The organism is Nocardia sp. NBC_00403 (assembly GCF_036046055.1).
GTDB lineage: Bacteria > Actinomycetota > Actinomycetes > Mycobacteriales > Mycobacteriaceae > Nocardia.
Genome location: NZ_CP107939.1, coordinates 4,908,894 through 4,933,375 on the forward strand (window position 1 = coordinate 4,908,894; position 24,482 = coordinate 4,933,375).

The following is a 24,482-nucleotide window of genomic DNA, read 5'->3' on the forward strand; positions in this document are numbered from 1 at the left end:
TGACAACGTGGATACCGTTTCGCTGTCCGGCAAGGAACTCGCCGCCGCCATCAACGCCGACACCAAGGCGCGCGCCGCCACGCTGGCTACGGGCGGACCCGCCCCGCGGCTGGCCCTGGTCGTCGCCAACGACGACCCGGCGAGCGCCTGGTATGTGAACTCGCTGCGCAAGGCTGCCGAGCGACTCGGAATCACGTGCGACACGGTCGAACTCGGCGCCGACGCGAGCGCCGAGGCAATCCGCGCCGAGCTCACCGCGCGCAGCGCGGACTCCGCCACCGACGCGATCATGCTGCAGACACCGCTGCCCGCCGGTATCGGCCTCGACGACGTCAGCTCCTCGATCGCCGCGACGAAGGACGTCGACGGTGTCAGCCCGCTGTCACTCGGCCTGCTCGCCAGCAATCTCGGCGGTTTCGTCCCCGCCACGTCCGAGGCCGTCGTCGAACTGCTGAAGCATCACGAAATCCCCCTCGCCGGTCGACATGTCGCGATCGTCGGCCGCTCCAACATCGTCGGCAAGCCCTTGGCTCAGCTGCTACTCGCCGAAAACGCCACCGTTACCGTTGCTCACTCGCGCACCACCGACCTCCCCTCGGTGACCTCTGCCGCCGACATCGTCGTCGCCGCCGCGGGACGCATCGACCTCGTCACCGCCAAACACATCGGCGAAGCTGCGGTGGTCGTCGACGTCGGCACCAATGAAGCCCCCGACGGCAAGATCGTCGGCGACGTCGAAGCGGATTCCGTGCGCGGTAAGGCGGCTGCCCTCAGCCCCGTCCCCGGCGGAGTCGGCCCCGTTACCACCGCCCTCCTGATGCGCCACGTCGTCACCGCGGCCGAAAACGCCCGCCGCGCCTGAAATCGGTCGCCACCGACAGCGGTCCGAGTCTCAGTTCCTTTCAGGTGGAATATTCCCAATTGTGGGGGTTTGTGAGTTCCGGCTCGAACAAACCCGTGGGTATCGTTCGCTCGTGCACTTCCCACCCAAGCGACCGATCGGAGATCGGCGCCCCTGAGAAACCTCTGGATGCGAGCGGCTGATACCTGGCGATATGCCGAGATGAGGTTTCTCATCTGTCGGTCACACTGCCACTCAGCTCATCGTCGCTGCCGCAATGAACCTGCGCCTGTTCCCGAGCGGATTCCGGGCGGTTCCGTGTGGCTTGACAGCGGTGTCGACGGGGCGTATTCCGACCGTGCCGGAACAGCGAACAGGCATGGAACATCATGAAAGTACGGATCACCGGCGCGGGCGCGTCGGTCCCACCGCTGGTAATGACCAACGAGCGACTCCTCGGTATGTTTCCGGGTCCGCGCAGGATGCCGTGGACGCCTGCGGAATTCGAGCAGAAGACGGGTATTCGCGAGCGGCGATTCAGTTTCGATCTCGACGACAAAACCGGCCGTCCGCTGTTTCCGCCCGGATACGGTGAAGCGCCCGGCCCGGCAGGGGTGCTGGCGGAAGCAGCACTGCAAGAGGCTCTTACCGTCGCCGGAGTCGATGCGACCGCACTCGACGGTCTGATCGTCGGCGGCAGCACCCCGGATCGGCTGCATTTCGGCAGCGATGCGCAGCTGCTCCACCATCGGCTCGGGATGCGGTCCGACGCCGGAGTACTCCAGGCCGATATCGGCTGTGGCGGTGCGGTGTTCTGTTTGCAGTGGGCCAAGGAGATGATCCTCAGCGGTGTCCGCAAGCGGGTCGCGGTCGTGATGGTTCAAGTTGCCTCGCCATTGCTCAACCGCGAGGTATTCACCGGCGGTATCGAGTACGACGGCAAGGAGAGCGAGGCTTTCCTATCGGCCCTGTTGTTCGGCGATGGTGCGGGGGCGGTGATCCTCGAGGCTGCCGATGACGACAGCAGTTCGGAGCTGGTGTCCGCGGTAACCGTCAATGAGCACTTCGAGATCGCCGTCCAACCCGCGGGCGGAAATCTCTGCCCGCCAGGACTACCCGGTGCCGCGCTGTCGGACTATGCGGTTCACATCATCGGCAAGCGCGTCGCGGATGCATACACGCCGGTCATGCAGAAGTCGATCGATCGTGTCCTGGCCGATGTGCAGTGGGATGTCGGTGACCTGGAACGCCTGTATCCGCATCAATCCAATCGCCGGCTCATCGAGCAGCTGATCGGCGCCCTCGGCATTGCCGAGAACCGTACGGCGATCAACGTCGACCGCTACGGCAATACCTCCGGTGCCAGCGTCCTCATCCTTCTCGCCGAGGATCTGCGCAACGGGGTGATCGGCCTTGGCTCCGGCGACCCGATAGTGATTGCGGCCGTCGGGGCCAACATGCAATACGGCGCTCACCTCATTCGGCTGTAGCCACTCGGGCCCGCTGCACGCTCCGCGCGAGAACGGCTCTCCTTCAAGCGAAGTGGCGTCGTTCTCATTCTCGTCGTCATCCGGCGGCCCCGCCGCGGCGAATACCTGTTGATCGAAGCTTCGTCCGATCGCGCCTGGCGCCGAGGTATCCCTCGGCGGGTGTCGATCTGTGTCCGAGACACGTTATGCCGGTCGTGCGAAAGGTGGGATCGCTGATATGGCAAGGGAATTGATCGTGGCGATAGGGGTTACGGCCCTCGCGGTGCTGGTGTTCGTGCTGGGGGACAGGTTGCGGCCGGATTCGTGGCGGCAGACGGGTGACGAAGCTGCGGGGACGCTGGTTTTCGATCTGATCAAGACGTTCTTCGCGGCAACCGTGGCGTTCGTGGTGATCATCTGCTGGCAGCAGTATCAGACTGCGCGCAGTTACACTGTGGCCGAGGCGAAGTCGCTGGTCGACACCTACACGGCGGCACATGCCATGCCGGATCCCGAGCATCACCGGATCCAGGGATTGGTGCGTGACTACACCACACAGGTCGTCGACCAGGAGTGGTCGATGATGGATCGAGACGGTCACCTGAGTCAGAAGGCCCAGGGAACTCTCGATGTGCTTCGCGACAGCGTGGATTCGATGCGATCGTCGGATCCGTACGTGAACAACCTGCGCGCTACCACCTTGGCGAGCCTGGACAGAGTCGCAGGGGCACGTCACGACCGCGCGCTCGTGGTGGGGTACGGGATTCCGGGGTTCCTCTATGTGGCTTTGTATTTCGGCACACTGCTGCTGTTGCTGAGCCCTGTGCTATCGGGTGTGCGGGTCACCAGGCGCAGTGTTCTGATGATGGTGCTGCTCGGTGTCGTGGTCGGCGCCGCGATTCTGGAGGTCCACAATTTGGACCAGCCTTTCTCCGGTGGGAACACCGTCCCGAGGGATGCCTTCGAACTGGCGCTGGCGCGCTTCCAGCAGATCACCTGACGAGTTGTTCGAGCTTCGGAAACTGGTGTGGACGAGCTGACGGACGGGGGTAGCTGCAGATGGCATGTGCAATCGCTGTGCCACGAATACGAAGGCGCACAGGGGGTCTGCGCTTCGCGGCGCTGCTCCCGGTGGCGGTGGCGGTGGCGGTGCTGGCGGGCAGGCCGACGACCGCTGCCGCGGACCCGCCGTGGCAGTCGCTCGTGGACAGTATCGCGACCGGGAGCGCGACGCCGGGAGTCACCGATGTGTCGACTGGAAGCTCTGGTTCCGGTACAGCGCTGAGTCTCGGCTCGAGCAGCATCTCGACCGGAAGCGCGGATAACGCGATCGGTTCGAATGCCGGCTCGCCGCGCACCGTCGACGGGTTCGATACCGGCAGCGCAGAAAGCCGACTGCCCGCCACGGGAGGTGCTGAGCCCGAAACGACCACAACGCCAGTCGGTTCGGTCGAGGCACTCGGCTTGAACCAGGGCAGCGTCGAGCTAGCGTGTTCCGGGAGCGCCGCAGTCGGTGCCGCCGGAATCCTTGTCGGTTCCGCCACCGGAAGTGGAGTGGGCAGCGGGCTGATCGGATCCGGCTCGAGCGGCGGTTCGGGCCTCGGCAGTGTCGTCGTCGGCAGCGCCGCCACCGGCAGTGCGCTACTGACATGTCTGTTGTTGTTGCCGAACAGCGCGCCCCCGGCGCCCGGTGCTCCACTCCTGCTCAGCCCGCCGTTGGTGCCGCCGAGCCGGACTGTTGCCGAACCTGCGCCTGCGCCGCCGCCCGCGGCAGTGCCCGTGATCGCGCTGGAGAGGCCGGTCGTCGCGTCGCCACCCGTGCTCCCGCGCACCACGACCGCCGAGCCCGCGTCGGATCCGATTCCCTGGAACGTGCTGGAACTGATCGCGTTGCTGGTGGTGACCGTGTTCGCGATCCGCAGCAGGTCATCGGACGACCGCAGCCGTAGCGAAGGGTAGTGCCGCGCTGGACGACTCAGTCTTGGGCGTCGCGGATGAGGAGGGCAAGCTGGACTCGCTTCTTGATCGCGAGCTTGGTGAACAGTCTGCCGGTGTGCGATTTCACGGTGGCAATGCTGAGGTTGAGCTTCTCGGCGATCTCGGCGTTGGACAACCCTTGTGCGATTGCGTGGGCGCTGTCGAGCTCTCGTGCGGGGAGCCCGTCGAGAGCGCGGCGAGCCCGCGCGTTCGACGCTCTGTACAACCGACTTCGGTACATCACCGATTCGCCGAAACGATGAGGTGGATGGAGACGTGCGGCCGACATCCGTGTCGGTATGCGCGGTACGCGGACTGGCTACAGCCCATCTACTCGGCCGCGGAGATACCGGTGATGAGCGTACGACTGCCCGCACGGGCGGTCGTCACCAGTTGGGCGTTGTAGGCCACCGGCAGTGCATTGGGGCGCTGTTCACTCACTCGGACGAGGTACTGGCCGACGAACGCACCGGGGGTGATGGTGACACAATGCGTGGTGCCCACGGGGATCGTGTCGATGCCGTGTTGGATGTCGGTGGCCGACGACACGGCCGCGTTGGGCGCTACGACAGCGTGGGCCTGCTCGCTGGAGCGTGTCACGTAGTAGGCGTATTGGAACGCGAAGATCGCCGCAGGGCCGGAGTCGACGCCGCCTGCGCCATTGCCTTGGATACGGTTGCCGACTTTTTCGGCGGGGCATCGGGTTGCGGGAATGGTGGCCGAGACAGGGATATCGGCTGAGCTGGACGCCGCGGTCGGCGCCGGCGCCGGGGCGCCGCGGAATTGGACAAAGGCGGCGGCGAGCAGTGCCGCGGAGCCGAGCGAGGCGAGCAGTGCGGGCATCCAGCGCCGACTGCCCTTCGGCAGTTGATACCAGCGCCGCCGCACCCGCGACCGATCGATCAGGCGCGCGAAGACATCGTCATCGTCGTCGGCATAGTCGGGGGTGTAGGCCGCAGTGTGCGGCTCGGGTTCGGCGGGGAATCGATGGGCCCACTCGGACCAGTCGCCTCGATAGGCATCCCCAGGCCGTCCTCGCATGTCCGATCGATCCATTGCCCCACCTTCATCAACTCATACCGTCAGGTTCGTTCCCCACTCTGATAGCTCCGGAGGATACTGCGCATCGACCGCAATGCAAGCGAACGCGCCCGGCCACGTCATCCAATTACCCTCAGTCCGCACGAATGGTCGCCCGGTGCTCGAATGTCGAACTCACACATGGACAGCCGGCACCCCGCTCGTTGCCGGCGGTACGTTTCGGCGGTATCGTGGTCAGGAGGCGGGGGAGTGCGGTCGGTCTACCAGTGCACGCTGACCGGGTCGCCGATGCTGGCGATTTCGTAGTACCAGGCGGCGTCGTCGGGTGCGAGGTTGATGCAGCCGTGGCTGACGTTCGCATAGCCCTGGGAATCCACCGACCAGGGTGCCGAGTGCACGAAAACTCCACCCCACGTGAGGCGTTCGGCATATTCACCGTTGATGACGTAACCCTCGGGGGAACTCAACGGGATGCCGATGGTGCGTGAGTCGAAGACCACCGAGCGGAAAATCTCGAGAATCGGGAAGATGCCCGTTGGCGTCTCGTAGCCTGGTTTGCCCATCGAGGCGGGCATTGTGCGCGGCCACTGGCCGCCGATGGTGACCGTGAAGGTGTGGTTGGACATGTCGGCGTCGGCGATCACCCCGGCGTTGGTCCTGAATTCCGTTCGCGCACTACCTATTCGAACCGAGATCGGGGAGCGGGTGGGAAGGAATCCCGTGGGTGTCCACGTCACTTCGCGGTCGTTCGCCCATGCGAACGTACCCGGGATCGATCGGGTGGACGTGATATCGATGGCTCGTTCGGCGCGAGCGCGATCCGCGACAGCCGCCGTGAACTGGATCGTGACCGGATGCGCGATGCCGACTTCTTGGCCGGCCGATGGCGTGACGGCCGCTACCGAGGCAGCCGATGGTGTTCCGATAGAGGTCGCGAATGCTGTTCCGGACCCGAACGCAGCCAAGGCCATGACCATGACTGCGAGGAACAGATATCTGAGTACGCTCCTCATGGCTCCACCCCTTCTAGATGGTGTGGTGGCAGAAATCCATTCTAGGACTTCATGATCAACTCGAGGTACCGAATCCGTAACGGCCCCCGGCTGTAGGTGAACCGTGCCGGCAGGTCTTCTCTCCGACCGCGGCGGAGGCGGCCGTACTTGGCTGGGGTTCGGCAGCTCAGCCATGGCGTTCCAGCGGTCAGCGCCAGCGCGAGGTGCCGAGCACCGTCTTGGCGGCGGTGTCCCTGTCGGGCCGAGGCGCATGAGTGCCACGACCGCGAGTGTCGGCGTGGCAGCGGTGCTGGGCGTGGTGTTCGCGAGCGCCGGTGAGCGAGCAGGGCGGGCGGCCTTCTGCCTCGTGCGCCGGAGGTCATCGCGAACTCGGACCTCGTTGCCGGTCTATATCGGGCGTACCCGGCGCCGCGGCGCGGAAACCCCCGGTATTCCCGGGCCCCGCTATCAGCTGCGTACGGCGTGCAGCACGTCGGCGTGCAGGGCATCGGCACGCGCGGTGATCTCCTCCACGCGCATCAGCACGGGTGCGAATCGGTCGCCTTCCGCGGCGCTGAGGGAGGCGACGTTGATCTCGATATTGAGCTGCGAACTGGTGGCGGCCGCGCGAGCGGCGTCGGCGGCCGCGCCGATATCGGTGACCACGTTCGGGTTTCCGATCGGAAGCAGTTCCGCAGCAAGCGACAGGATTTCGTCGGCCTCGTCGACGACGGCGGCGGGCACCTGGGCGGCCTGGATCAGTGCGGCGGTGATGGCCGCGGTGCGCTCGGCGACGTCTTCCGGAGTGGTCTTCGGCAGCTTGTAGGCGGCACCAACGGCGGTGAAGGCGGCGGCGTCGGCGTCGGCGAGGGCGAGTGCGCGGTCGCGCGCGGCGTCGGCGGCCTCGATGATGCGGTCGACGATCGGGCGGTGCTCGGCATCCTTGGCGCGGGTGGTGTAGCGGGCGACCATCGCAACCAGTGCGGCGCCCTGAGCGGCGTGCAGTGCGGCGACCGCGCCGCCACCGGGTGCGGGCACCTTTGCGGCCAGGTCGGTCAGGTACTGCGCGAGCGTGGCCCTGCCGAAGGAGGGTGCAGTTTCCTGGGACGACGTGGTGGGCTGCGACACGGCGGGTGGCCTTTCGTTTCTTCGGCGATCACGGGGAAGTCTCGGCGATTACGCTACCGCCCGCGCGTAGGTGGCCGGTGCGCGCCCGGTCCGTAGCTGCGGTTATGTTGAGTGTTATGCGGATCGGATTGGGCATCAATTACTCGGGCGGTTTCAAAGAGGCGGCGGCGGAAGTGGCCGACCTCGAGCAGGCCGGTCTGGACATCGTGTTCGTCCCCGAGGCGTACTCCTTCGACGCCGTCAGTGCGCTGGGCTACCTGGCCGCCAAAACCACCCGTCTGCAGCTGGCCTCGGGCATCCTGCAGATCTACACCCGTACCCCCAGCCTGACCGCGATGACCGCGGCGGGCCTGGACTTCGTCTCCGACGGCCGCTACGTGCTCGGCCTCGGCGCGTCGGGCCCGCAGGTGATCGAGGGGTTCCACGGCGTCGCCTACGACTCGCCCATCGGCCGCACCAGGGAACTGGTCGAGATATGCCGCAAGGTGTGGCGGCGTGAGCGGCTCGAATACGACGGCAAATACTACAAGATTCCGCTGCCCGCGGGCGAGGGCACCGGCCTCGGCAAGCCGCTCAAGTTGATCAATCACCCAGTGCGCGAACGCATTCCAGTGTTGCTCGCCGCGCTCGGCCCGAAGAATGTGCAGCTGGCCGCCGAGATCGCCGAGGGCTGGCAGCCGATCTTTTTCGTACCCGAGAAGGCCAAGGAAATCTGGGGTGAATCTCTGGATGCCGGTCTGGCCAAGCGTGATCCGATCCTCGGCGAACTCGACGTGTATGCCGGACCCGCGCTGGCGATCGGTGAAAACGTCACGCCGCTACTGGAATTCGTGAAGCCGCACCTCGCGCTGTATATCGGCGGCATGGGTGCGAAGGGCAAGAACTTCTATCACGCCCTCGCCACGAAGTACGGCTACGGCGCCGAGGCCGACCGTATTCAGGAGCTGTACCTGGCCGGCAAGAAGGAAGAGGCCGCCAAGGTCGTTCCGGACGACCTGGTGCGCGACATCTCCCTCGTCGGCCCCGCCGGCTACGTCAAGGAGCGGGTCGCCGCGTTCCGTGAGGCGGGCGTGACCGTCCTCAACGTCGTTCCGATGGCCGCGACCCCGGCCGAGCGGATCAAGCTGATCGAGCAGCTGCGCGAACTCTGCTGAGATCCTGGAGGCTCGCCGGGTCGGCGCGGCGAGCCAACAGGTAGGCGCGGCGAGTGTCGACCTCGTGCGGATAGTTCGGGCGCTCCATGCGCATCCGCACCTCGAACCCCGCCGCCGCCAGGTCGGCGATGATCTGATCCGGATCGAAGAAGCGGAAGTCGACATCCACCTCGTGTCCCCACCAGGTATCGAAATGACGGATCTCCGATCCAATGTGGAACGAGACCAGGAACAGGCCCGACGGGCGCAGCACGCGATGCACCTGTTCGAAGGCGCTGCGCAGTTCGCCAGGCGCGAGATGGATGATCGAGTAGAACGCGACCGCGGCGCCGAATTCGCCATCGGCGGCGGGTAGTTCGAGCAGATCGCCCGCACGGAACTCGACCGCTGAATAGTGCTTGCGTCCCACCGCGACCATGGCGGCGGATAGGTCGATGCCGACTGTCGTCGCACCGTGATCGGCGAGCCAGGCCGCAATATGCCCAGGGCCGCAGCCGAGGTCGGCGATCGGTGTTCCCGATTCGGTCTGCTCTATGAGACTGCTCAGCAGTGCCCGGTCGAGCGGTTTGCCGCAGAGCTCATCGCGGAGATCTGTGGCGTAATTCTCGGCGACGGTGTCGTAGCTGCGGCGGACGGTGTCATGCGTGCCGTGATCTCCCACAGGCTCCAGCATTCCACGGTCCACCGCAACGAGCAGGGCTGTGGGACTCCAGGATCAGCGGAACGACGCCAGGGCCTGATCGAGGGTCGAATGCAGCGCGAAGACCTGATCCAGGCTGGTCATCTTCAGCTGGCGACTGGTCGCCGGGCCATCGGCGACGACGGCGATCGAGGTTGACGCTCCCGCCCGCTGATGCGCCCCGACCAGTGCGGCCATCCCCGCCGAGGCGAGGAAGCTGACCGCGGACAGGTCGATGATCAGGGCCACGGGTTTACCGGCGAGAATGCCCTCGATCGCGGCTTCGAGCGCGGGCGCTGTCGCCAGGTCGACCTCGCCGGACACCGTCAGCACAGTCGCGCCCTCGGGCGTTGTCACCGTGGTGGTCATCGTGTCCGCGAGGGGATACGCGTCTCCGGAAGTATTGGTCACATCTTCACAATCTGCCATGAACCGCCCGATCTCGCTGTACTGACACAAAACATGCAGCAAACCTGACATGTCCGCGTGCCATGCGAGTTTTCTTGCCGTCACACCTTACCGCCCTGGATTGTCCTCGGGGTCGAGTCCTTCGGAGCGAGCGTGTGGCAACGGCTCGGCGTGCCGTATCGCCCAGGTCGGGTGCCGCGGACGGAGCGCCGACGGGCCGAAACATCTGAGATGTGGGTCACATCAGGAGCTGGACGCTATAGGTGTATACCGGAAAGGGTAGTTGACTGAGCTAACTACAGATCGAAAGAGGGAAGTCCTGTGGTTGCCTCCCTCACCGACGTCAGCCGCTTCATCCGGCGTCGGTCTCTCGTGTGAGCGATATCCGACCAAGGGAGGCTGGATCATGTCGATCGATACTCCAGCAGCGCGGCGCGAACACCGCATCGCCGAGTTGTATGCCTGTGATCAGCAGGTTCGCGACGCCGAGCCATCCGAAGAGATCAGCGCAGCGCTGAGCCGACCAGGACTGCGGTATGCGCAGGTCATTGCGACGGTGCTGGAAGGTTATGCCGAACGTCCCGCGCTCGGGCAGCGGGCATTCGAGTTCACCACGGATGTGGCGGGTCGGCGCACGCTTCGTCTGCTGCCCAGATTCGAGACCATCACCTACCGGGAACTGGGCGAGCGAATCGCAGCGGTGGCCGCCGCGTGGCATCACGACGTCGAACATCCTGTGCGCGCAGGCGATTTCGTCGCCATACTCGGCTTCACGAGTTGTGACTACGTCACGCTCGATCTCGCCTGTGCGGAGCTGGGCGCGGTGTCGGTGCCGCTGCAGGCGGGGGCCGCGGTCGCCCAACTGCGGGCGATCATTGCCGAGACCAACCCTCGGGTGCTCGCCGCGACGCCGGAACTGCTCGATGCCGCCATCGATTGCTTGCTCGACGAGGTGCCCACCGAACATCTTGTCGTCTTCGACTACCACCCCGAGGACGACGCGCAGCGTACGGCGGTCGATTCGGCACTACAGCGGCTTGCGGACGCCGGTAGCGGGATTGTCGTCGAAACGCTCGATTCGGTGCTCACCCGCGGCCGTGGCGCACCGCCCGCGCCGCCGTTCGTCCCCGACGCCGACGCCGACCCGCTGGCCCTGCTCATCTACACCTCAGGAAGTACGGGCACACCCAAGGGCGCCATGTACACCGATCGGCTTGCTGCCGGCATCTGGGTGGAGACGACCGCCTGGTTCGATTCGACCACAGCGCCCACGATCGGCGTGAACTATCTGCCCATGAGCCACCTCGCGGGCCGTCTCACCCTGTCGGGGATTCTCGCGCGCGGCGGCACTGCCTACTTCACGGCAAGAAGCGATATGTCGACGCTGTTCGAGGACATCGGTCTGGTTCGCCCGACGGCGGTGATATTCGTTCCACGCGTGTGCGACATGATTTTCCAGCGCTATCAGAGCGAGCTCGACCGGCGCGGCGCCACCGAGCAGCAGGTGAAAACCGAACTGCGCCAAGACTTCCTCGGCGGGCGTGTCATCTCCGCCTCGGTGGGCTCAGCGCCGCTGGCTGCGGAGCTGAAGACCTTCATGGAGTCCGTCCTGGATGTGGAGTTGCGCGATGGTTACGGCTCCACCGAGGCGGGCGGGGTGCTGGTCGACAACCAGCCGCGCCGGCCGCCGGTGCTCGACTACAAACTTGTCGACGTCCCCGAGCTGGGATATTTCCGGACCGACCAGCCGCATCCTCGCGGCGAACTGCTGCTGAAGACGCGCACCATGATTCCCGGGTACTACAAGCGTCCCGAGGTCACCGCGCAGATCTTCGACCCGGACGGCTTCTACAAGACCGGCGACATCATGGCCGAGATCGGTCCAGATCAACTCGTCTACGTCGACCGTCGCAACAATGTGCTGAAGCTGTCGCAGGGCGAGTTCGTCGCCGTCTCCCAGTTGGAGGCCGTCTACGCGGGCAGCCCCTTGGTCCGGCAGATATTCGTCTACGGCAGCAGCGAACGCGCCTACCTGCTCGCGGTGGTCGTGCCCACCGCGGCGGCTCTCGACACCGACGCGCTGAAGGGCGCGATCGCCGCGTCGTTGCAGCAGATCGCGAACGAGGCCGATCTGAACTCATACGAGATTCCGCGCGACTTCCTGATCGAGACCGAGCCGTTCACGATCGAGAACGGTCTGCTCTCCGGCATCGGTAAACTGTTGCGGCCCAAGCTCACAGCGCATTACGGCGCTCGGCTCGATCAGTTGTACAACGACCTGGCAGAACAGCAGGACAACGAACTGCTCGCCCTGCGGCATACCGCTGCCGAGCTGCCGGTGCTGGAAACGATCAGCCGGGCCGCCCGCGCACTCCTGGGTTGCGCGACAACAGATATCCGTCCGGACGCCCAGTTCACAGAACTGGGCGGCGATTCCCTTTCGGCGCTGTCGTTTTCGAACCTGCTCCAGGATATTTTCGCGGTGGACGTGCCGGTCGGCGTGGTCATCAGCCCCGCGAACGGGCTACGTGATCTCGCTGATTACGTGGAGAGGGCGCGGAATTCGGCTGTGCGGCTGCCCACCCTCACCACGGTCCACGGCCGCGACGGATCGGCGATCTACGCCGGTGACCTGACCCTCGACAAGTTCATCGATGCGAGGACCCTGAGCGCCGCCGAGGCATTGCCCGCGCCCGACGGCACTGCCCGGACGGTGCTGCTGACCGGAGCGAACGGCTACCTGGGGCGCTTCTTGTGCCTGGAATGGCTGGAGCGGCTGGATGAGTCGGGCGGCACGCTGATCTGCGTGGTGCGCGGCAGCGACGCGGTGGCAGCAAGGCAGCGGCTCGACGAGGCATTCGACAGTGGCGACCCGGAGCTGGTCGAGCATTTCCAGGAGCTGGCCGCCCGCCGCCTCGAAGTCCTGTCAGGCGATATCGGCGAGGCGAACCTCGGTCTGGACGGCGCGACCTGGAATCGGTTGGCCGACAGCGTCGATCTGATCGTCCACCCGGCTGCCCTTGTCAACCATGTGCTGCCCTACAGCCAGTTGTTCGGGCCGAACGTGGTCGGCACCGCCGAGGTGATTCGCCTCGCGATCAGCAGGCGGCTCAAGCCCGTCACCTATCTCTCGACGGTGGGCGTCGCCTCGCAAGTCGAGCCAGGGCGGTTCGACGAGGACGGTGACATCCGTGATTTCAGCTCGGTGCGTGTCATCGATGAGAGTTATGCCAACGGCTACGGCAACAGCAAGTGGGCGGGGGAGGTGCTGCTGCGTGAAGCCAACGACCTGTGCGGTCTGCCGGTCACGGTCTTCCGCTCCGACATGATCCTCGCGCACAGCCGCTACCGCGGGCAGCTCAACGTGCCGGACATGTTCACCCGTCTGGTGCTGAGTCTGGTCGCGACCGGGATCGCGCCGTCCTCCTTCTACGAGACCCACTCCGACGGCACGCGACGGCGCGCCCACTATGACGGGCTGCCCGCCGACTTCACCGCTGAGGCGATCACCATGCTCGGTAGCCTCGGCACGGCAGGATTCCATGCCTTCGATGTGGTGAATCCGCACGACGACGGCATATCCCTGGACAATGTCGTGGACTGGCTGATCGACTCAGGCCACCCGATCCAGCGCATCACCGACTACCGCGACTGGTTCGACCGTTTCGAGACCGCACTGCGCGCATTGCCCGAGAAGCAGCGCCAGGCCTCGGTACTGCCGCTACTGCACGCCTACGCCCGTCCGGAGCACCCGATCCGCGGCTCGGTCATCCCGGCCAAGACGTTTCAGACCGCCGTCCACAACGTGCGAATCGGCCCGGACAACGACATCCCACACCTTTCGCCGCAGCTCATCACCAAATACGTCACCGACCTCCAGCACCGCACGCTGCTGGTCTAGCCCGGCGCAACGTCCAGGTACAGCGCACCGTCCACAACCCGGCCGAGGCTTTCTGACCCCAATTGCCAGAACACAGCGAAAGCGAGAATCCGATGAGCTTCGGAACCCCCGCGGGCACCCGCGGCGCCCGCCAACCTTCCGGCCGGTTCACCACGTGGACGAACAAGTTCATGGCTGAACGCCTGCGCCGCAAGGGCGGCGGCAAATTCATGGGAATGGACGCTCTCGTCCTGACCACGCTCGGCCGCAAGAGCGGCGTCGAACGTTCCACACCGGTGGCCTGGTTTCCCGGAGACCACGGCACCTACCTCATCGCTGCCTCGGCGGCCGGCGCCGCGGGAAACCCCGCCTGGTACCACAACCTCGCCGCCAACCCCGACAAGGTCCGCATCGACGTCGATGGCCGAACCCTCGACGTGACCGCCGAACAACTCCACGGCATCGAACGCGACAAGGCGTGGCAGCAGATCACGACCACCACACCCCGATTCGCCGGATATCAGCAGAAGACCGACCGGGAAATCCCGATCATCCGCCTCGCTCCCCGTCCCAGCTGAAGTCCCGGCAGCTCACGGCCACGCCGCATATCCGCGATCCGGGCGCCGCCGCCATACAGCCCGCCCGAACGCACGGCCGGGTCGATAACGAACTCCGAGCACTGACGTGACCACCCAGTCGTGGACACGGATCAGAAGATCCGTAGTCAGCCCCCATAGCGCAGAGCGGACTTCGTGTCGCCCGAAATCGGCGCTGGCCGTCCAGAATTGACGCGAAGCGGGCGCTATCGGCGGTCAGAGCGCGAAGTCGGCCGGTCAGCGCCCCGTCATGCGGCGGTGACGTTGAACAAGGTCAGCTCCCGTGGCTGTCGTGAGGCGGTGCGCAGTTCGGCGCGTTCGCGGATCGCGCAGGCCAGTGTGTATTTCACGAGGTCATCGGCAGTGGTGCGGCCCGACAGAACGCCCCACACCAACGAAAGCAGCCCATCGCACGGGGATCCAACCCTTTTCGACCGCGTTCAACGCACGATACTGCCGCTTCGAGCGTTTTTCCGCTGGTCACCCCCGCGTAGGAAACCGTCACGTAGATCGTCGATCGTGCGGGCGAACACAGGGTTGCTGCACCCGACATTCATGATCTCTATCGTGCCCGTCACGTACTGTTCGGCAAGGCGCACAGCGTCTTTGGACGGCGCTGACCTGAGCATGATGTCCGGCAGAAAGCATCACCATGCCCAGGACCAATTATGATCAGCGACCGCAGCAGCCTTCGAAGGAGAATCGTGTCCCTGCCCAAGCTTTCCCAGCCGGTGACCGGTGACGTGCTGTTGGTCTGTACGTGCTACGAGGACGGCACCGCACTGTGGGGCAAGCTACTTCACGAGATCGCGGCCCGCCGGGAAGGCGATGTGCTCGTCGTCGGGGGCAGCGGGGTGCGGCTGCGACCGATCGAGGACTGCGGGTGGCACTTCCTGCACGGCGGAAACGTCCCGGCGCTTGTCGCGGACGGCGGCCCGGTGCCGCCGGTCGTCGTCTTGGCGGACATTCCGGTGGTATACGGCGGGGACGGGCCGTTGCTGGTGGACCTGGCGGCGATACCCGGGCGCGGCGTCCGGGTTCCCTCGGCACGGCTCGGCGAGATCTTGGCCGACCTGCTGGGTGGCGCACTCACGTTCGACCACCTGGTGCGCGACATGGATGTGTGCGGCATGTACCAGGGGGACGGCGGTCGGCCGGCGTTCCCCGCGCCGACGGCGCTGCCGCACCGGTTCTTCCCGGCACTGCCCGCCACCGCTGGCGTACTGCTGGTCCGTACCTTCTTCGACGACGAGGAGGGCTGGCGCGCCCTGCTCGACGAGCTGGGCGGGGCCGACGAGGATGGCTGGGTCGGCGCAGACCTGGACTCGGACGAGATCGACGAGGAGCACTATCCGCTGACGGCGTTGGTCGTCGACGACCGGGCCTTCGATGGCCTGCTGCCGGCTCAGGTCCCGGCGCAGGTCCCGCCGCCCAAGGAGCACACCGAGGAGCGCACCGCGCTGGTCGTTCTCGCTGATGCCAGGACCTTTGCCGAGCCCGGCCGACCGCTGACTGTTGTCGACCTACACGACACCCCGGGGCAGACCGCCGTCCTACCCTGCCGCATGGTCGGATCGATGGCGTGCAACCTGGAGATCGGCAACATGGATTTTTACGAGTTCGTCGCCGTGGAGGACACGGAGCCGTGGTGGGAGGGCTCCTGAGAGGGCACGTGATGCTGCCCTCTCGTCGTAAGCATTGACAGCAGGGCGGCGTAACGCTGGCGCCGATGAGTCTCGGAAACCGCAAGGTCACTCACGACACCAGCTACTCACCGTCGCACGGGCACCGAGGTGATCGCGCTCAACGACCTTGCCGTCATCGCGAAAAGACACCCTCGCCGAACCCGTCGGTAAGCTCCCCGCCGACGTCATAGATGGGTGAAGATCGGGCTGCGCGCTCGCTGGGACCCCTGACCCGGCAGCACCTCGCCCGCGGGCGCGCTATCGGGTGATGGGCGCTTCGCGAGCGTGGCTGATGTCGATGTCCGGACCGTCGCCGAGTGAGCGATAGGACGGCCCCAGATCAGCGGGAAAGGATCCGTGCACCAGTTGCACGTGGGACTCTGCCAGCACGTCCAGGGCATATTCGACCATGGTGGGGCAATGCGCCGGTGCTGGTATTCCGGCTCTACAGTGACGATTTCGAGTTTCATCAACCGCACCTGTGTCTGCATTTGCACCGTTGGACCGTAAGGTGCGACGCGGTCGACGAACACCACTGCGGCGTTGCCGGGTATCCGATCTCGGCGCCCACCGGCGTGGCCGGCGGCCGCGGGCGATGTGATGGGAGCATGATGAACGTCGTGCCCAATGATCCGAATGGTCCCGATATCAAGCCGCGCAGCCGCGATGTCACCGATGGGTTGGAGAAGACCGCCGCTCGAGGGATGTTGCGAGCGGTCGGGATGGGCGATGGCGACTGGGGGAAGTCGCAGATCGGGGTGGCCTCCTCGTGGAACGAGATCACCCCGTGCAATCTGTCGTTGGATCGGCTCGCGAAGGCCAGCAAGGAAGGTGTGTTCGCCGGGGGTGGCTATCCCATGGAGTTCGGAACAATTTCGGTCTCCGACGGCATCTCCATGGGGCACGAGGGCATGCACTTCTCGCTGGTGTCGCGTGAGGTGATCGCCGACAGCGTCGAGACGGTCATGCAGGCCGAGCGCCTCGACGGCTCGGTGCTGCTGGCCGGGTGTGACAAATCCTTGCCCGGCATGCTGATGGCGGCGGCCCGGCTGAACCTGGCCAGCGTGTTCCTGTATGCGGGCTCGATCCTGCCGGGGATTGCGAAAATGTCCGACGGCAGTGAGCGCGAGGTGACGATCATCGATGCGTTCGAGGCGGTCGGCGCGTGTTCGCGCGGGCTGATGAGCCGCGAAGATGTCGACGCCATCGAGCGGGCAATCTGTCCGGGTGAGGGCGCTTGCGGCGGGATGTACACCGCGAACACGATGGCCAGCGCGGCCGAGGCCATGGGCATGTCGCTGCCGGGCAGCGCGGCGCCGCCCGCGACCGACCGCCGCCGCGATGGCTATGCCCGGCGCAGCGGCGAGGCCGTCGTCGAGTTGCTGCGGCGCGGGATCACCACGGCCGACATTCTCACCAAAGAGGCCTTCGAGAACGCGATCGCCGTGGTGATGGCATTCGGCGGCTCTACCAACGCCGTGCTGCACCTGCTGGCGATCGCGCACGACGCGAATGTCGAACTGACGCTGAAGGATTTCGCCCGCGTCGGCCGCCGGGTACCGCACCTCGCCGACGTGAAACCCTTCGGCAAGCACGTGATGACCGATGTGGACCGAATCGGTGGTGTCCCGGTCATGATGAAGGCGCTGCTGGATGCCGGGCTGCTGCACGGCGACTGCTTGACGGTGACGGGGCGGACCGTGGCGGAGAATCTGGCCGAGATCGCCCCGCCGGACCCCGACGGCAAGGTGGTTCGTGCCATGAAGTCCCCGATCCATCCGACCGGCGGCATCACCATCCTCGAGGGATCGCTCGCACCCGGCGGTGCCGTGGTGAAGTCGGCAGGCTTCGATTCCGAGGTATTCACCGGCACTGCAAGGGTTTTCGATCGCGAGCGCACCGCGATGGACGCACTCGAAGATGGCACCATTGCGGCCGGTGATGTGGTGGTGATCCGGTACGAGGGGCCCAAGGGTGGTCCGGGGATGCGCGAGATGCTCGCGATTACCGCGGCCATCAAGGGTGCGGGCTTGGGCAAGGATGTCCTGCTGCTCACCGACGGACGTTTCTCCGGCGGCACCACCGGACTGTGCGTCGGCCATGTCGCCCCGGAAGCGGTGGACGGCGGCCAGATCGCGTTTGTGCGCGACGGTGATCAGATCCGCCTCGACGTCGGCGCGGGCACCCTCGACCTACTGATCGAAGCCGAGGAGCTCAACCGCCGCCGCGAGGACTGGGAACCGTTGCCGCCCCGCTACACCCGTGGTGTGCTCGCCAAGTACTCGAAGCTGGTGGGGTCGGCGTCCTACGGCGCCGTGTGCGACTGACGCCTCGTCGGACTCGAGATCGTGCGCCGCAGCTGCTGCGGCGCACGATAATTCGGCATCGGACCCGTCGCATCGAGCGGGGTGAATGTGCCACTGAGCCAACCGATCTGATACCGGATGGTCCGAGGTCGGTCGTGTCGCCCGAGCGTTCCGGCATGACCACCTCAGCTCCGACCGGACCATCAGTTGGTGAAATGCGCGACAGTGTAAGCACATCGATGCATGTTGACCTGGTGAATGTCGGATTCTGTTGTCCGCACTCGCTGTAACCCTCATTTACCGACGAATTCTGATCTAAAATGGGGGCATGTAGGACCCACGCGGTCCGACCTGGCGCCCTCGTTGCGCCCCACGATCTGAAGATTGATTCGGCTGGCGGGGCCCGGGTAATGCATTCGGCCGGGGTGCCGCAGAGTTGGGGTGCCCGGCACGGAGAATCTGCCTGCCGAGGAGACGATGATGGTCCAGGGAATCGGAACCGAACACGACGACGACTTCGAGCAGGTGCCGGTGATCTGGCCCGACCCGAGCCCGTTGGACGCCTGGTGGCGTCGTGTGATGGCCGCTCCGAGCGATGCAACCGGTGATCTGTCACATCCCGGGAGGGCATCCGGTCACCGTAAATAACCCGCCGCGACTGTTATTGCGCTCGTGACAGTCTCGAACAACTTCACCGAAACCCGTTGTGTGGGAAAAGGATCGGCGCGCACCCGAGGTTTTCCCGGTCGCGTCTGAGGCGCTATGCGGACGCGACCGGGAAACCACCTCGCCTGCCTAGCCGGCGACGGTGCGATCGGAACCTCCAGTACGCCGATATCGCCGCGTCGTCAGCTGGAAAAGCGGCGCTGTGTGCCGCGCAGCGGGTTCGCCACCGGGGATTTGATCGCGGGCAGGGTGACCGACATGCGGACGGTGGTGCCGGGGCCGGTGTGGTCGATCTCCAGCTCCTCGGTCAGTGCTCGCATCATGTCGATGCCGCGGCCGCGATAGCCGGGGTCGGCCGAGCGTGGCTTCCATGTCCCGGCGTCGGTGACCACGATGACCACCGTCTGGGTGTCGCATTCGGCCGTGAGCTGGACTCGGCCCGCGTCCGGCGCGTCGGTGGCACCGGTGGCGCGGCCCATCGATGCGTCGGTTGACCGCACGGGTCGGCTCACGGACAGCTCACCGTCGCGGTAGGCGTGTTCGATGCTGTTGCTGCACGCCTCGTTCGCGGCCGCGATCAGATCCGAGGCGAGATCGTGCGGCACCGCGGCGGCGGCCAGCCAGGCCTTCAGGCTCCGGCGCATCGCCGAGAGCTGATCGGGGTTGGCGGGCACGTCCAGTCGCAGTGGAGCGGGCGGCTGGCGGTAGACAACCATGGCGACGTCGTCGTCGTAGCCCGCGGCCGGGCGCAGCCGCGACAGCACCGCGTCGGCCACCTCCCGTGGTAGTCGGCCGGGGGTGTCCGCGAGCACCGCGCAGATCTTCGCGAAGCTGTCATCGATGTCGACACCGCGCTGTTCGACCAACCCGTCGGTGAACAGCACCAGCGTCGAGCCGGGGGGGAGCGCTGTAGTCGCCTCTGGGCGCCGCGGCACGTCGAAGGTGGCCAGCGGCACCGATCGGCCGCCCTCGAGCAGCCTGCCCGGTTCGCTCACGTCGGCGAGGATCGGCGGCATATGACCGGCGCTGCTGTAGCGGACCAGCCCGCGCACCGGGTCGAGCACCGCCGCGCACACGGTGGTGCACATGGCACCGGGAATGCGCGCTGCGACGGTATCGAGCTCGGCGAGCAATTGGGCCGGCCCCGCGCCCCCGAGCAGCAACGTCTGTGCGGCCGTGCGCAATTGGCCCATCACCACGGCGGCGGACAGCCCTCGTCCGACGCAGTCGCCGACCACGATGCCGATTGTCCCGTCCCGCAGCGGCACCACGTCGTACCAGTCGCCGCCGATTTCCAAGGGCGGCAACGCGGGCTCGTAGTGCACGGAGAACCGCGGCGGCAGCTCGATCGGGCCGAGCATGGCACGCTGCAGTGTCAGCGAGGTGGAACGCGCTTGATCGAAGTTGCGCGCCCGCTGCACCGCCAGGCTCAAGTGGCCGATGAGCAGGGAGAACAAGGTCCAGTCCGCGGCACTGATCGCGCGCGGCGCGGCGAAGCGCAACCACAACGCGGCATCACCGGTCTCGCCGAGTGGAGCGACGATGCCCTCGGAGCTTTCGGTGCCCTCCGGGATCGCGATCAGGCTGCGGCCGGGCCTGCGTCGTGCCCGATCGAGCAGCGCACGAGCCCGTGCGTCGAGCGCGTTGGCAGGCGAGGGTTTTCTGGTCGCATCGCCTGTCGCCTGGATCTGGCCGGTGTTCGCGGGGCGGTCGGTGACCTGCGTGCCGCCGGAGACATAGACCTCGGGACCGGTGTTGCGGCTCGGCCAGACCGAAACCACCGCGGTCTCGGCGCCGACCGTGCGTCGCAGCTCATCCAGCCCGACGGCGAGCACCTCGACCACGCTGGTGGCCGCGCCGACGGCGGTGGCCAGCCGGGAGGCGGCCTGATCGCGGGCCTGGGCGTCGTGTTCGGCCGTCACATCGCGAATGGTGCCGACGAAGATCTGCTCATTGTCGTCCGGCTTGATGAGGGCACTCGTGCTCACCGCGAGCCAGACCGTGCGGCCGTCACGATGCTGGATCGGAATGACGAAGCGCTGTGCCTCGGTGCCGAGATCGGGATAGCGCGGGCCCTCGGGCATCGACCACGGATGCGGCAGCGGGTAGGGGATGTCGGCGGCGCCGTACCCGGTCAGCGCGCCGAAGGCGGAATTGACCTCGACGATGGTGCCGTGCGAGTCGGCAACGAAGAAGCCGTCCTGCAGTGATTCGACCAGCGCGGTGCGGAAGGCGTCGCGGCCCGCGAGATCGTCTGCGCGGGAACGCTGTTGCTCGTAGCGGCGGTTGCCGTCGAGGAACCCTCTGGTGGCGATGTCCAGCGCGGCGAGGGTCTGCAATAGGAATTCCAGCGCCGTCTCGGCGAGCTTGACGTCCTGGTCGTCGGCGGGCTGCTGGGCGGCTTGTACGACGCGGAAGTGGTTTTCGGTGAGGTCTAGCAGGCTGATGCCTTCGACGAGGGCGCGGCGGCCGAGGTCGTAGCCTTCGGCGAGGCCGGCCTGCGTCGGCGCATCCAAGTGCCGCCGAAGCGCATCCGCGTAGGCGTCCCGAAATGCGGCCAGCGCAGCGGTCATGTCATCACATCCGGTGGGCCGCCCCGATGACGTGCGGCGAGGACCAAGGCGTCATCGGTGTCTTTGGCATGCTTGGCGAGGATATCGGCGGTGATGTCGGCCGTGGACTTCGACAGATCGATGCTGTCGAGCGAGTCGATGACGATACCGTCGGTCGACATCAATAGTAGGTCGCCCTGACGTACCGCCACGGTCTGCGGTTGTAGGTTCTGCGGTAGCCGGTAGCCGACGATGCCGCCCGTCAACAGCACCGTCGCGCGGATCGTCAGCCCGATGGGGCCACGGGTGAGCACTTGGGAATCGACGTTCCCGACGCCGAGCCAGCGCACCGTGTCCGCATCGTCGAAAAGCGCTAAAGATACTGCCGCGCCGCGGGTTTCGGCCATGGCTCGATGACACAGCACCATCAGGACGTCCAATGGTTCGGCGCGGTTTTCCGCGAGTATCTGTGCGGCGCGATCGGAGGCGTCGGCGGCGGCGGCGCCGTGGCCGAGGCCGTCGAGCACGGCGAAGAGCACGGTGCCGTTGCCCGCGTCGAGGACCACACAGCGATCACCGGAAACCTGTTGGCCCGGCAGCGCGCGACCGGCCACCGCCCACTCGATTCGGCCGATGAACCCGTCCTCATGCACCGTTGGGTACCCACTTCCACATCTCGATCAACGTGCCGCGTCCGGGCGCCGAATCGATGATCAGGCGGTCCATCAATCGTCGGGCGCCGGGCAGGCCGAGACCGAGGCCACGTCCGGTGGAGTAGCCATCGTCCAGCGCGCGGGCAATGTCGATGATGCCGGGACCTTGGTCCTCGGCCTGAACCACCAGCGCTTGGCGACCCTCCCGGTCGTCGACCAGCAACCGGATCTCGCCGCTGCCTGCGTAGCTGGTGATGTTGCGAGCAATCTCGGAGATAGCTGTCGAGATCATTGTTCGATCGGTCAGAGAGAATCCGAGCTTGGCTGCCAGTTCACGTCCGGCCTGTCGTGCGATCACAATGTCCCCGGACACCCTGACCGCGATCACCAAGTTCTCAGCGGCCACTGTCACGACCATCTCGCTGGCGACGGGCTGGAGTTTTGCGGTTCAGCCAGGCGAGGCCCTCTTCGAGGTCGAGGGCCGTGTGCATGTCTTCGAACGTGAGCCCGAGCTGAACCATGGCGAACGCGACTTCGGGTTGCAATCCGACGATGACCGTTTCGGCACCGCGGAGCTGCGTCATGTGCGCGATGGTACGCAGCGATCTCGCTGCGAAAGAATCCATTACATCGATCGCCGTGACGTCGACGATGATGCCGTGCGCCCGATATTTGCTGACCTGCTTCATCAGGTCGTCTTGCAGGCGCTCGGTGTCGGCGTCGGTCAGTGCGGACTGTACCGACGCGATGAGGAATGTGCCTTGCTTGAGTATCGGGACCGGCATCAGTTCGCCTGATCAGCGTCCGTCGCGTTCGATGGGCCGATCCGTCACGCGGGTCACCTCGTAGCCCAGCAAACGTTCGGCTTCCTCGATACCGCCCTGCAGGTCGCCGACGGCATTCATCTTGGACAGATCGAGTCCGATGGTCACCAGTGTCAGCGCGATCTCCGAGGACAGACCGGTGATGATGACGTTCGCGCCCATCAGGCCCGACGCGTCGACGGTCTGCACCAGGTGGTTGGCCACCGTGGAGTCGATCGCGGGCACACCGGTGATGTCGATGACGACGACCTTCGCGCGGTTGGCGCGGATCGCGCGCAGCAGCTGCTCGGTGAGCTGGCGCGCACGCTGACTGTCGAGCACACCGATGATCGGCAGGATGAGCAGCTGCTCACGGACCTGCAGCACCGGGGTCGACAGCTCGCGAATGGCTTCCTGCTGCTGCCGGATAACTCGCTCGCGCTCCTGCACGAAGGAGATGGCCACGGTGCTCGCGATGCGGTTGGCGGCCGGTTCGTATGCGTCGAGCACAGCATTCAGTAGCTCGAAGTCGGCTTGGTACTTCTCGAACAGCGAGCGGGCGAGCACGTCACGCAGCAACAGCACGATGCCGAGGACCTCGTCGGTCTCGACTCCTCTCGGAATGATGCGTTCGGAGAGATCGCGTGCGTAGGCCTGCAGCGCTTCGACGCTGCCGGTCTCGAGCACCTCGACGTAGTTGTCGTAGACGGAGGTCGCCTCGGAGAAGATCTCCTCGGGGGTCATTGCGGTCAGCAGCTGGGCATCGGTGATACGCCGAGCCCATTCCTCGCGCAGCGCGGTGCGGTTCTGCCGCAGGTGTTCGACCAACTGTGGAAGCAGGTTGTCGACCGGTCCTGCGGTAAGGGAATCCGCCGAAAGGCTCATGGACACCTCGGACATGGAAACTCCAGCCCCTTTCGACGGGTGGGTCGGGATTCGTACGTTCGGCTGCGAGCCGCTACCGAGCCTAGTCATACCCCACCGGAGTTGCTGGCGAAACCTGCCGGTCGTTCGCCGGGTTTCACGGTGGCGGCGCGAATCCGCGAGCCAGACCGGCCAGCGCCGCGTCGAGGTAGACCGTCAGGTCCGCGTCGGCCCTGGCGAGCCAGGCATCGAAGGCGGCGCGCGCGGCGGCGAGGGTGGTGCGCCCGACGGCGAGGGGGAGCAGTGCGTCCTCCGGCTCGCCGAGCCGTTGCGCGGCGAAGGCGCTGACCGCGCGTTCCCAGGCGTCGTAGTGCGCGCCCGCGGTGGCGGCGAGTGCGGGGACGGCGCCGACTAGTTGCATGCGGGTGCGCAGCTCGGCGACGTCTTCAGCGCGATATCGGTTGGCGTTCACCACAACTCGGCGTACGGCAGCCATCATCGGCACCTCGTCGGGCATTGTGGCGAAGGCTTCGCGCAGCGCGGCGACCTCGTCGTCGAACTGGTACCAGAGCACTTCCGCTTTGGTGGGGAAGTAGCGGAAGAAGGTGCGTCCGCTGATGCCCGCGGCCGCGGCGATCTGCTCGACGGTCGTCTCGTCGAAGCCCTGTTCGGTGAACAGGCGCATGGCGATCAGCTCGAGTTCGCGCTTGGTTGTGCCCCTGGGGCGACCGCGCGTCGGAGGTGTCACGGCTATTGATTATGTCAGTGACTGACGATAATCTCGCGAC

At 66.1% G+C, this 24,482-nt stretch carries 22 protein-coding genes; 9 read left to right on the forward strand and 13 right to left on the reverse strand.

Translation table 11 applies throughout. The annotated features are described in order from the left end of the window. Positions 1–7 precede the first annotated feature (7 nt). The 4 genes from OHQ90_RS21770 to OHQ90_RS21785 all read left to right on the forward strand — a co-directional run bounded on the left by OHQ90_RS21770 (position 8) and on the right by OHQ90_RS21785 (position 4,269). Positions 8–862, forward strand: a complete 855-nt coding sequence (locus OHQ90_RS21770; RefSeq protein ID WP_328400252.1) for a bifunctional 5,10-methylenetetrahydrofolate dehydrogenase/5,10-methenyltetrahydrofolate cyclohydrolase — start codon at positions 8–10, stop codon at positions 860–862. Between the two features lie 368 nt (positions 863–1,230). After that, positions 1,231–2,331 carry a 3-oxoacyl-ACP synthase III family protein gene (locus OHQ90_RS21775; RefSeq protein ID WP_328400254.1) on the forward strand — a complete coding sequence of 367 codons (1,101 nt, stop codon included), beginning with the start codon at positions 1,231–1,233 and terminating at the stop codon, positions 2,329–2,331. 217 nt (positions 2,332–2,548) lie between these two features. Beyond that, positions 2,549–3,310: a bestrophin-like domain gene (locus OHQ90_RS21780; protein ID WP_328400256.1), complete on the forward strand. Its 762-nt coding sequence runs from the start codon at positions 2,549–2,551 to the stop codon at positions 3,308–3,310. A gap of 77 nt (positions 3,311–3,387) precedes the next feature. Next, on the forward strand, positions 3,388–4,269 hold the full coding sequence (locus OHQ90_RS21785; protein WP_328400258.1) for a hypothetical protein: 882 nt from the start codon (positions 3,388–3,390) through the stop codon (positions 4,267–4,269). 16 nt (positions 4,270–4,285) lie between these two features. On the opposite strand, the gene OHQ90_RS21790 is transcribed toward OHQ90_RS21785, so the two are convergent. The 4 genes from OHQ90_RS21790 to OHQ90_RS21805 form a co-directional block, all read right to left on the reverse strand. Next, positions 4,286–4,513, reverse strand: coding sequence for a helix-turn-helix domain-containing protein (locus OHQ90_RS21790; protein ID WP_328400260.1), 228 nt, complete (start codon positions 4,511–4,513; stop codon positions 4,286–4,288). A gap of 104 nt (positions 4,514–4,617) precedes the next feature. Further along, positions 4,618–5,328 carry a hypothetical protein gene (locus OHQ90_RS21795; RefSeq protein WP_328400262.1) on the reverse strand — a complete coding sequence of 237 codons (711 nt, stop codon included), beginning with the start codon at positions 5,326–5,328 and terminating at the stop codon, positions 4,618–4,620. A gap of 260 nt (positions 5,329–5,588) precedes the next feature. Then, entirely contained in the window at positions 5,589–6,341 is a 753-nt protein-coding gene (locus OHQ90_RS21800) for a L,D-transpeptidase (RefSeq protein WP_328400264.1), read from the reverse strand. A gap of 447 nt (positions 6,342–6,788) precedes the next feature. Next, a complete protein-coding gene (locus OHQ90_RS21805; protein ID WP_328400266.1) occupies positions 6,789–7,448 on the reverse strand; it encodes a cyclodeaminase/cyclohydrolase family protein in 660 nt (219 codons plus the stop codon). Between the two features lie 116 nt (positions 7,449–7,564). On the opposite strand from OHQ90_RS21805, the gene OHQ90_RS21810 reads away from it, so the two are divergent. Next, positions 7,565–8,602, forward strand: coding sequence for an LLM class F420-dependent oxidoreductase (locus OHQ90_RS21810; protein WP_328400268.1), 1,038 nt, complete (start codon positions 7,565–7,567; stop codon positions 8,600–8,602). Here the strand turns inward: OHQ90_RS21810 and OHQ90_RS21815 are convergent. Both OHQ90_RS21815 and OHQ90_RS21820 read right to left on the reverse strand, forming a co-directional pair. Continuing rightward, entirely contained in the window at positions 8,568–9,275 is a 708-nt protein-coding gene (locus OHQ90_RS21815) for a class I SAM-dependent DNA methyltransferase (RefSeq protein WP_328400270.1), read from the reverse strand. The two genes, OHQ90_RS21810 and OHQ90_RS21815, sit on opposite strands and share 35 nt — an antisense overlap. A gap of 42 nt (positions 9,276–9,317) precedes the next feature. Further along, the gene (locus OHQ90_RS21820; protein ID WP_328413017.1) at positions 9,318–9,650 is read right to left on the reverse strand and encodes an STAS domain-containing protein; all 333 of its coding nucleotides are present in this window, start codon (positions 9,648–9,650) and stop codon (positions 9,318–9,320) included. Positions 9,651–10,095: 445 nt separating this feature from the next. Between OHQ90_RS21820 and car the strand changes: the two genes are divergently transcribed. From car to OHQ90_RS21835, 3 genes are all read left to right on the forward strand, one after another. Beyond that, positions 10,096–13,590: a carboxylic acid reductase gene (gene car, locus OHQ90_RS21825; protein WP_328400272.1), complete on the forward strand. Its 3,495-nt coding sequence runs from the start codon at positions 10,096–10,098 to the stop codon at positions 13,588–13,590. Positions 13,591–13,682: 92 nt separating this feature from the next. Then, entirely contained in the window at positions 13,683–14,147 is a 465-nt protein-coding gene (locus OHQ90_RS21830; RefSeq protein WP_328400274.1) for a nitroreductase/quinone reductase family protein, read from the forward strand. A 722-nt stretch (positions 14,148–14,869) separates the two neighbouring features. Beyond that, a complete protein-coding gene (locus tag OHQ90_RS21835; protein WP_328400276.1) occupies positions 14,870–15,829 on the forward strand; it encodes a DUF6924 domain-containing protein in 960 nt (319 codons plus the stop codon). 279 nt (positions 15,830–16,108) lie between these two features. On the opposite strand, the gene OHQ90_RS21840 is transcribed toward OHQ90_RS21835, so the two are convergent. Continuing rightward, positions 16,109–16,261, reverse strand: a complete 153-nt coding sequence (locus OHQ90_RS21840; protein ID WP_328400278.1) for a hypothetical protein — start codon at positions 16,259–16,261, stop codon at positions 16,109–16,111. Between the two features lie 200 nt (positions 16,262–16,461). On the opposite strand from OHQ90_RS21840, the gene ilvD reads away from it, so the two are divergent. Then, positions 16,462–18,177: a dihydroxy-acid dehydratase gene (gene ilvD / locus OHQ90_RS21845; protein ID WP_328413019.1), complete on the forward strand. Its 1,716-nt coding sequence runs from the start codon at positions 16,462–16,464 to the stop codon at positions 18,175–18,177. An 827-nt stretch (positions 18,178–19,004) separates the two neighbouring features. Here ilvD and OHQ90_RS21850 read toward each other — a convergent pair. The 6 genes from OHQ90_RS21850 to mftR all read right to left on the reverse strand — a co-directional run bounded on the left by OHQ90_RS21850 (position 19,005) and on the right by mftR (position 24,442). Beyond that, on the reverse strand, positions 19,005–21,395 hold the full coding sequence (locus OHQ90_RS21850) for a SpoIIE family protein phosphatase (RefSeq protein ID WP_328400280.1): 2,391 nt from the start codon (positions 21,393–21,395) through the stop codon (positions 19,005–19,007). Beyond that, positions 21,392–22,027 (reverse strand): SpoIIE family protein phosphatase, encoded by a 636-nt coding sequence (locus OHQ90_RS21855; RefSeq protein ID WP_328400282.1) that lies wholly within the window; start codon positions 22,025–22,027, stop codon positions 21,392–21,394. The genes OHQ90_RS21850 and OHQ90_RS21855 overlap by 4 nt, the downstream gene beginning before the upstream one ends. Further along, positions 22,020–22,445 (reverse strand): ATP-binding protein, encoded by a 426-nt coding sequence (locus tag OHQ90_RS21860; RefSeq protein ID WP_328400284.1) that lies wholly within the window; start codon positions 22,443–22,445, stop codon positions 22,020–22,022. The genes OHQ90_RS21855 and OHQ90_RS21860 overlap by 8 nt, the downstream gene beginning before the upstream one ends. After that, positions 22,423–22,812, reverse strand: a complete 390-nt coding sequence (locus OHQ90_RS21865; RefSeq protein ID WP_328400287.1) for an STAS domain-containing protein — start codon at positions 22,810–22,812, stop codon at positions 22,423–22,425. Before OHQ90_RS21865 ends, OHQ90_RS21860 begins: the two co-directional genes overlap by 23 nt. A gap of 12 nt (positions 22,813–22,824) precedes the next feature. After that, positions 22,825–23,730, reverse strand: coding sequence for an STAS domain-containing protein (locus OHQ90_RS21870; RefSeq protein ID WP_328400289.1), 906 nt, complete (start codon positions 23,728–23,730; stop codon positions 22,825–22,827). 121 nt (positions 23,731–23,851) lie between these two features. After that, positions 23,852–24,442 (reverse strand): mycofactocin system transcriptional regulator, encoded by a 591-nt coding sequence (gene mftR, locus OHQ90_RS21875; RefSeq protein WP_328400291.1) that lies wholly within the window; start codon positions 24,440–24,442, stop codon positions 23,852–23,854. Positions 24,443–24,482: the final 40 nt, after the last annotated feature.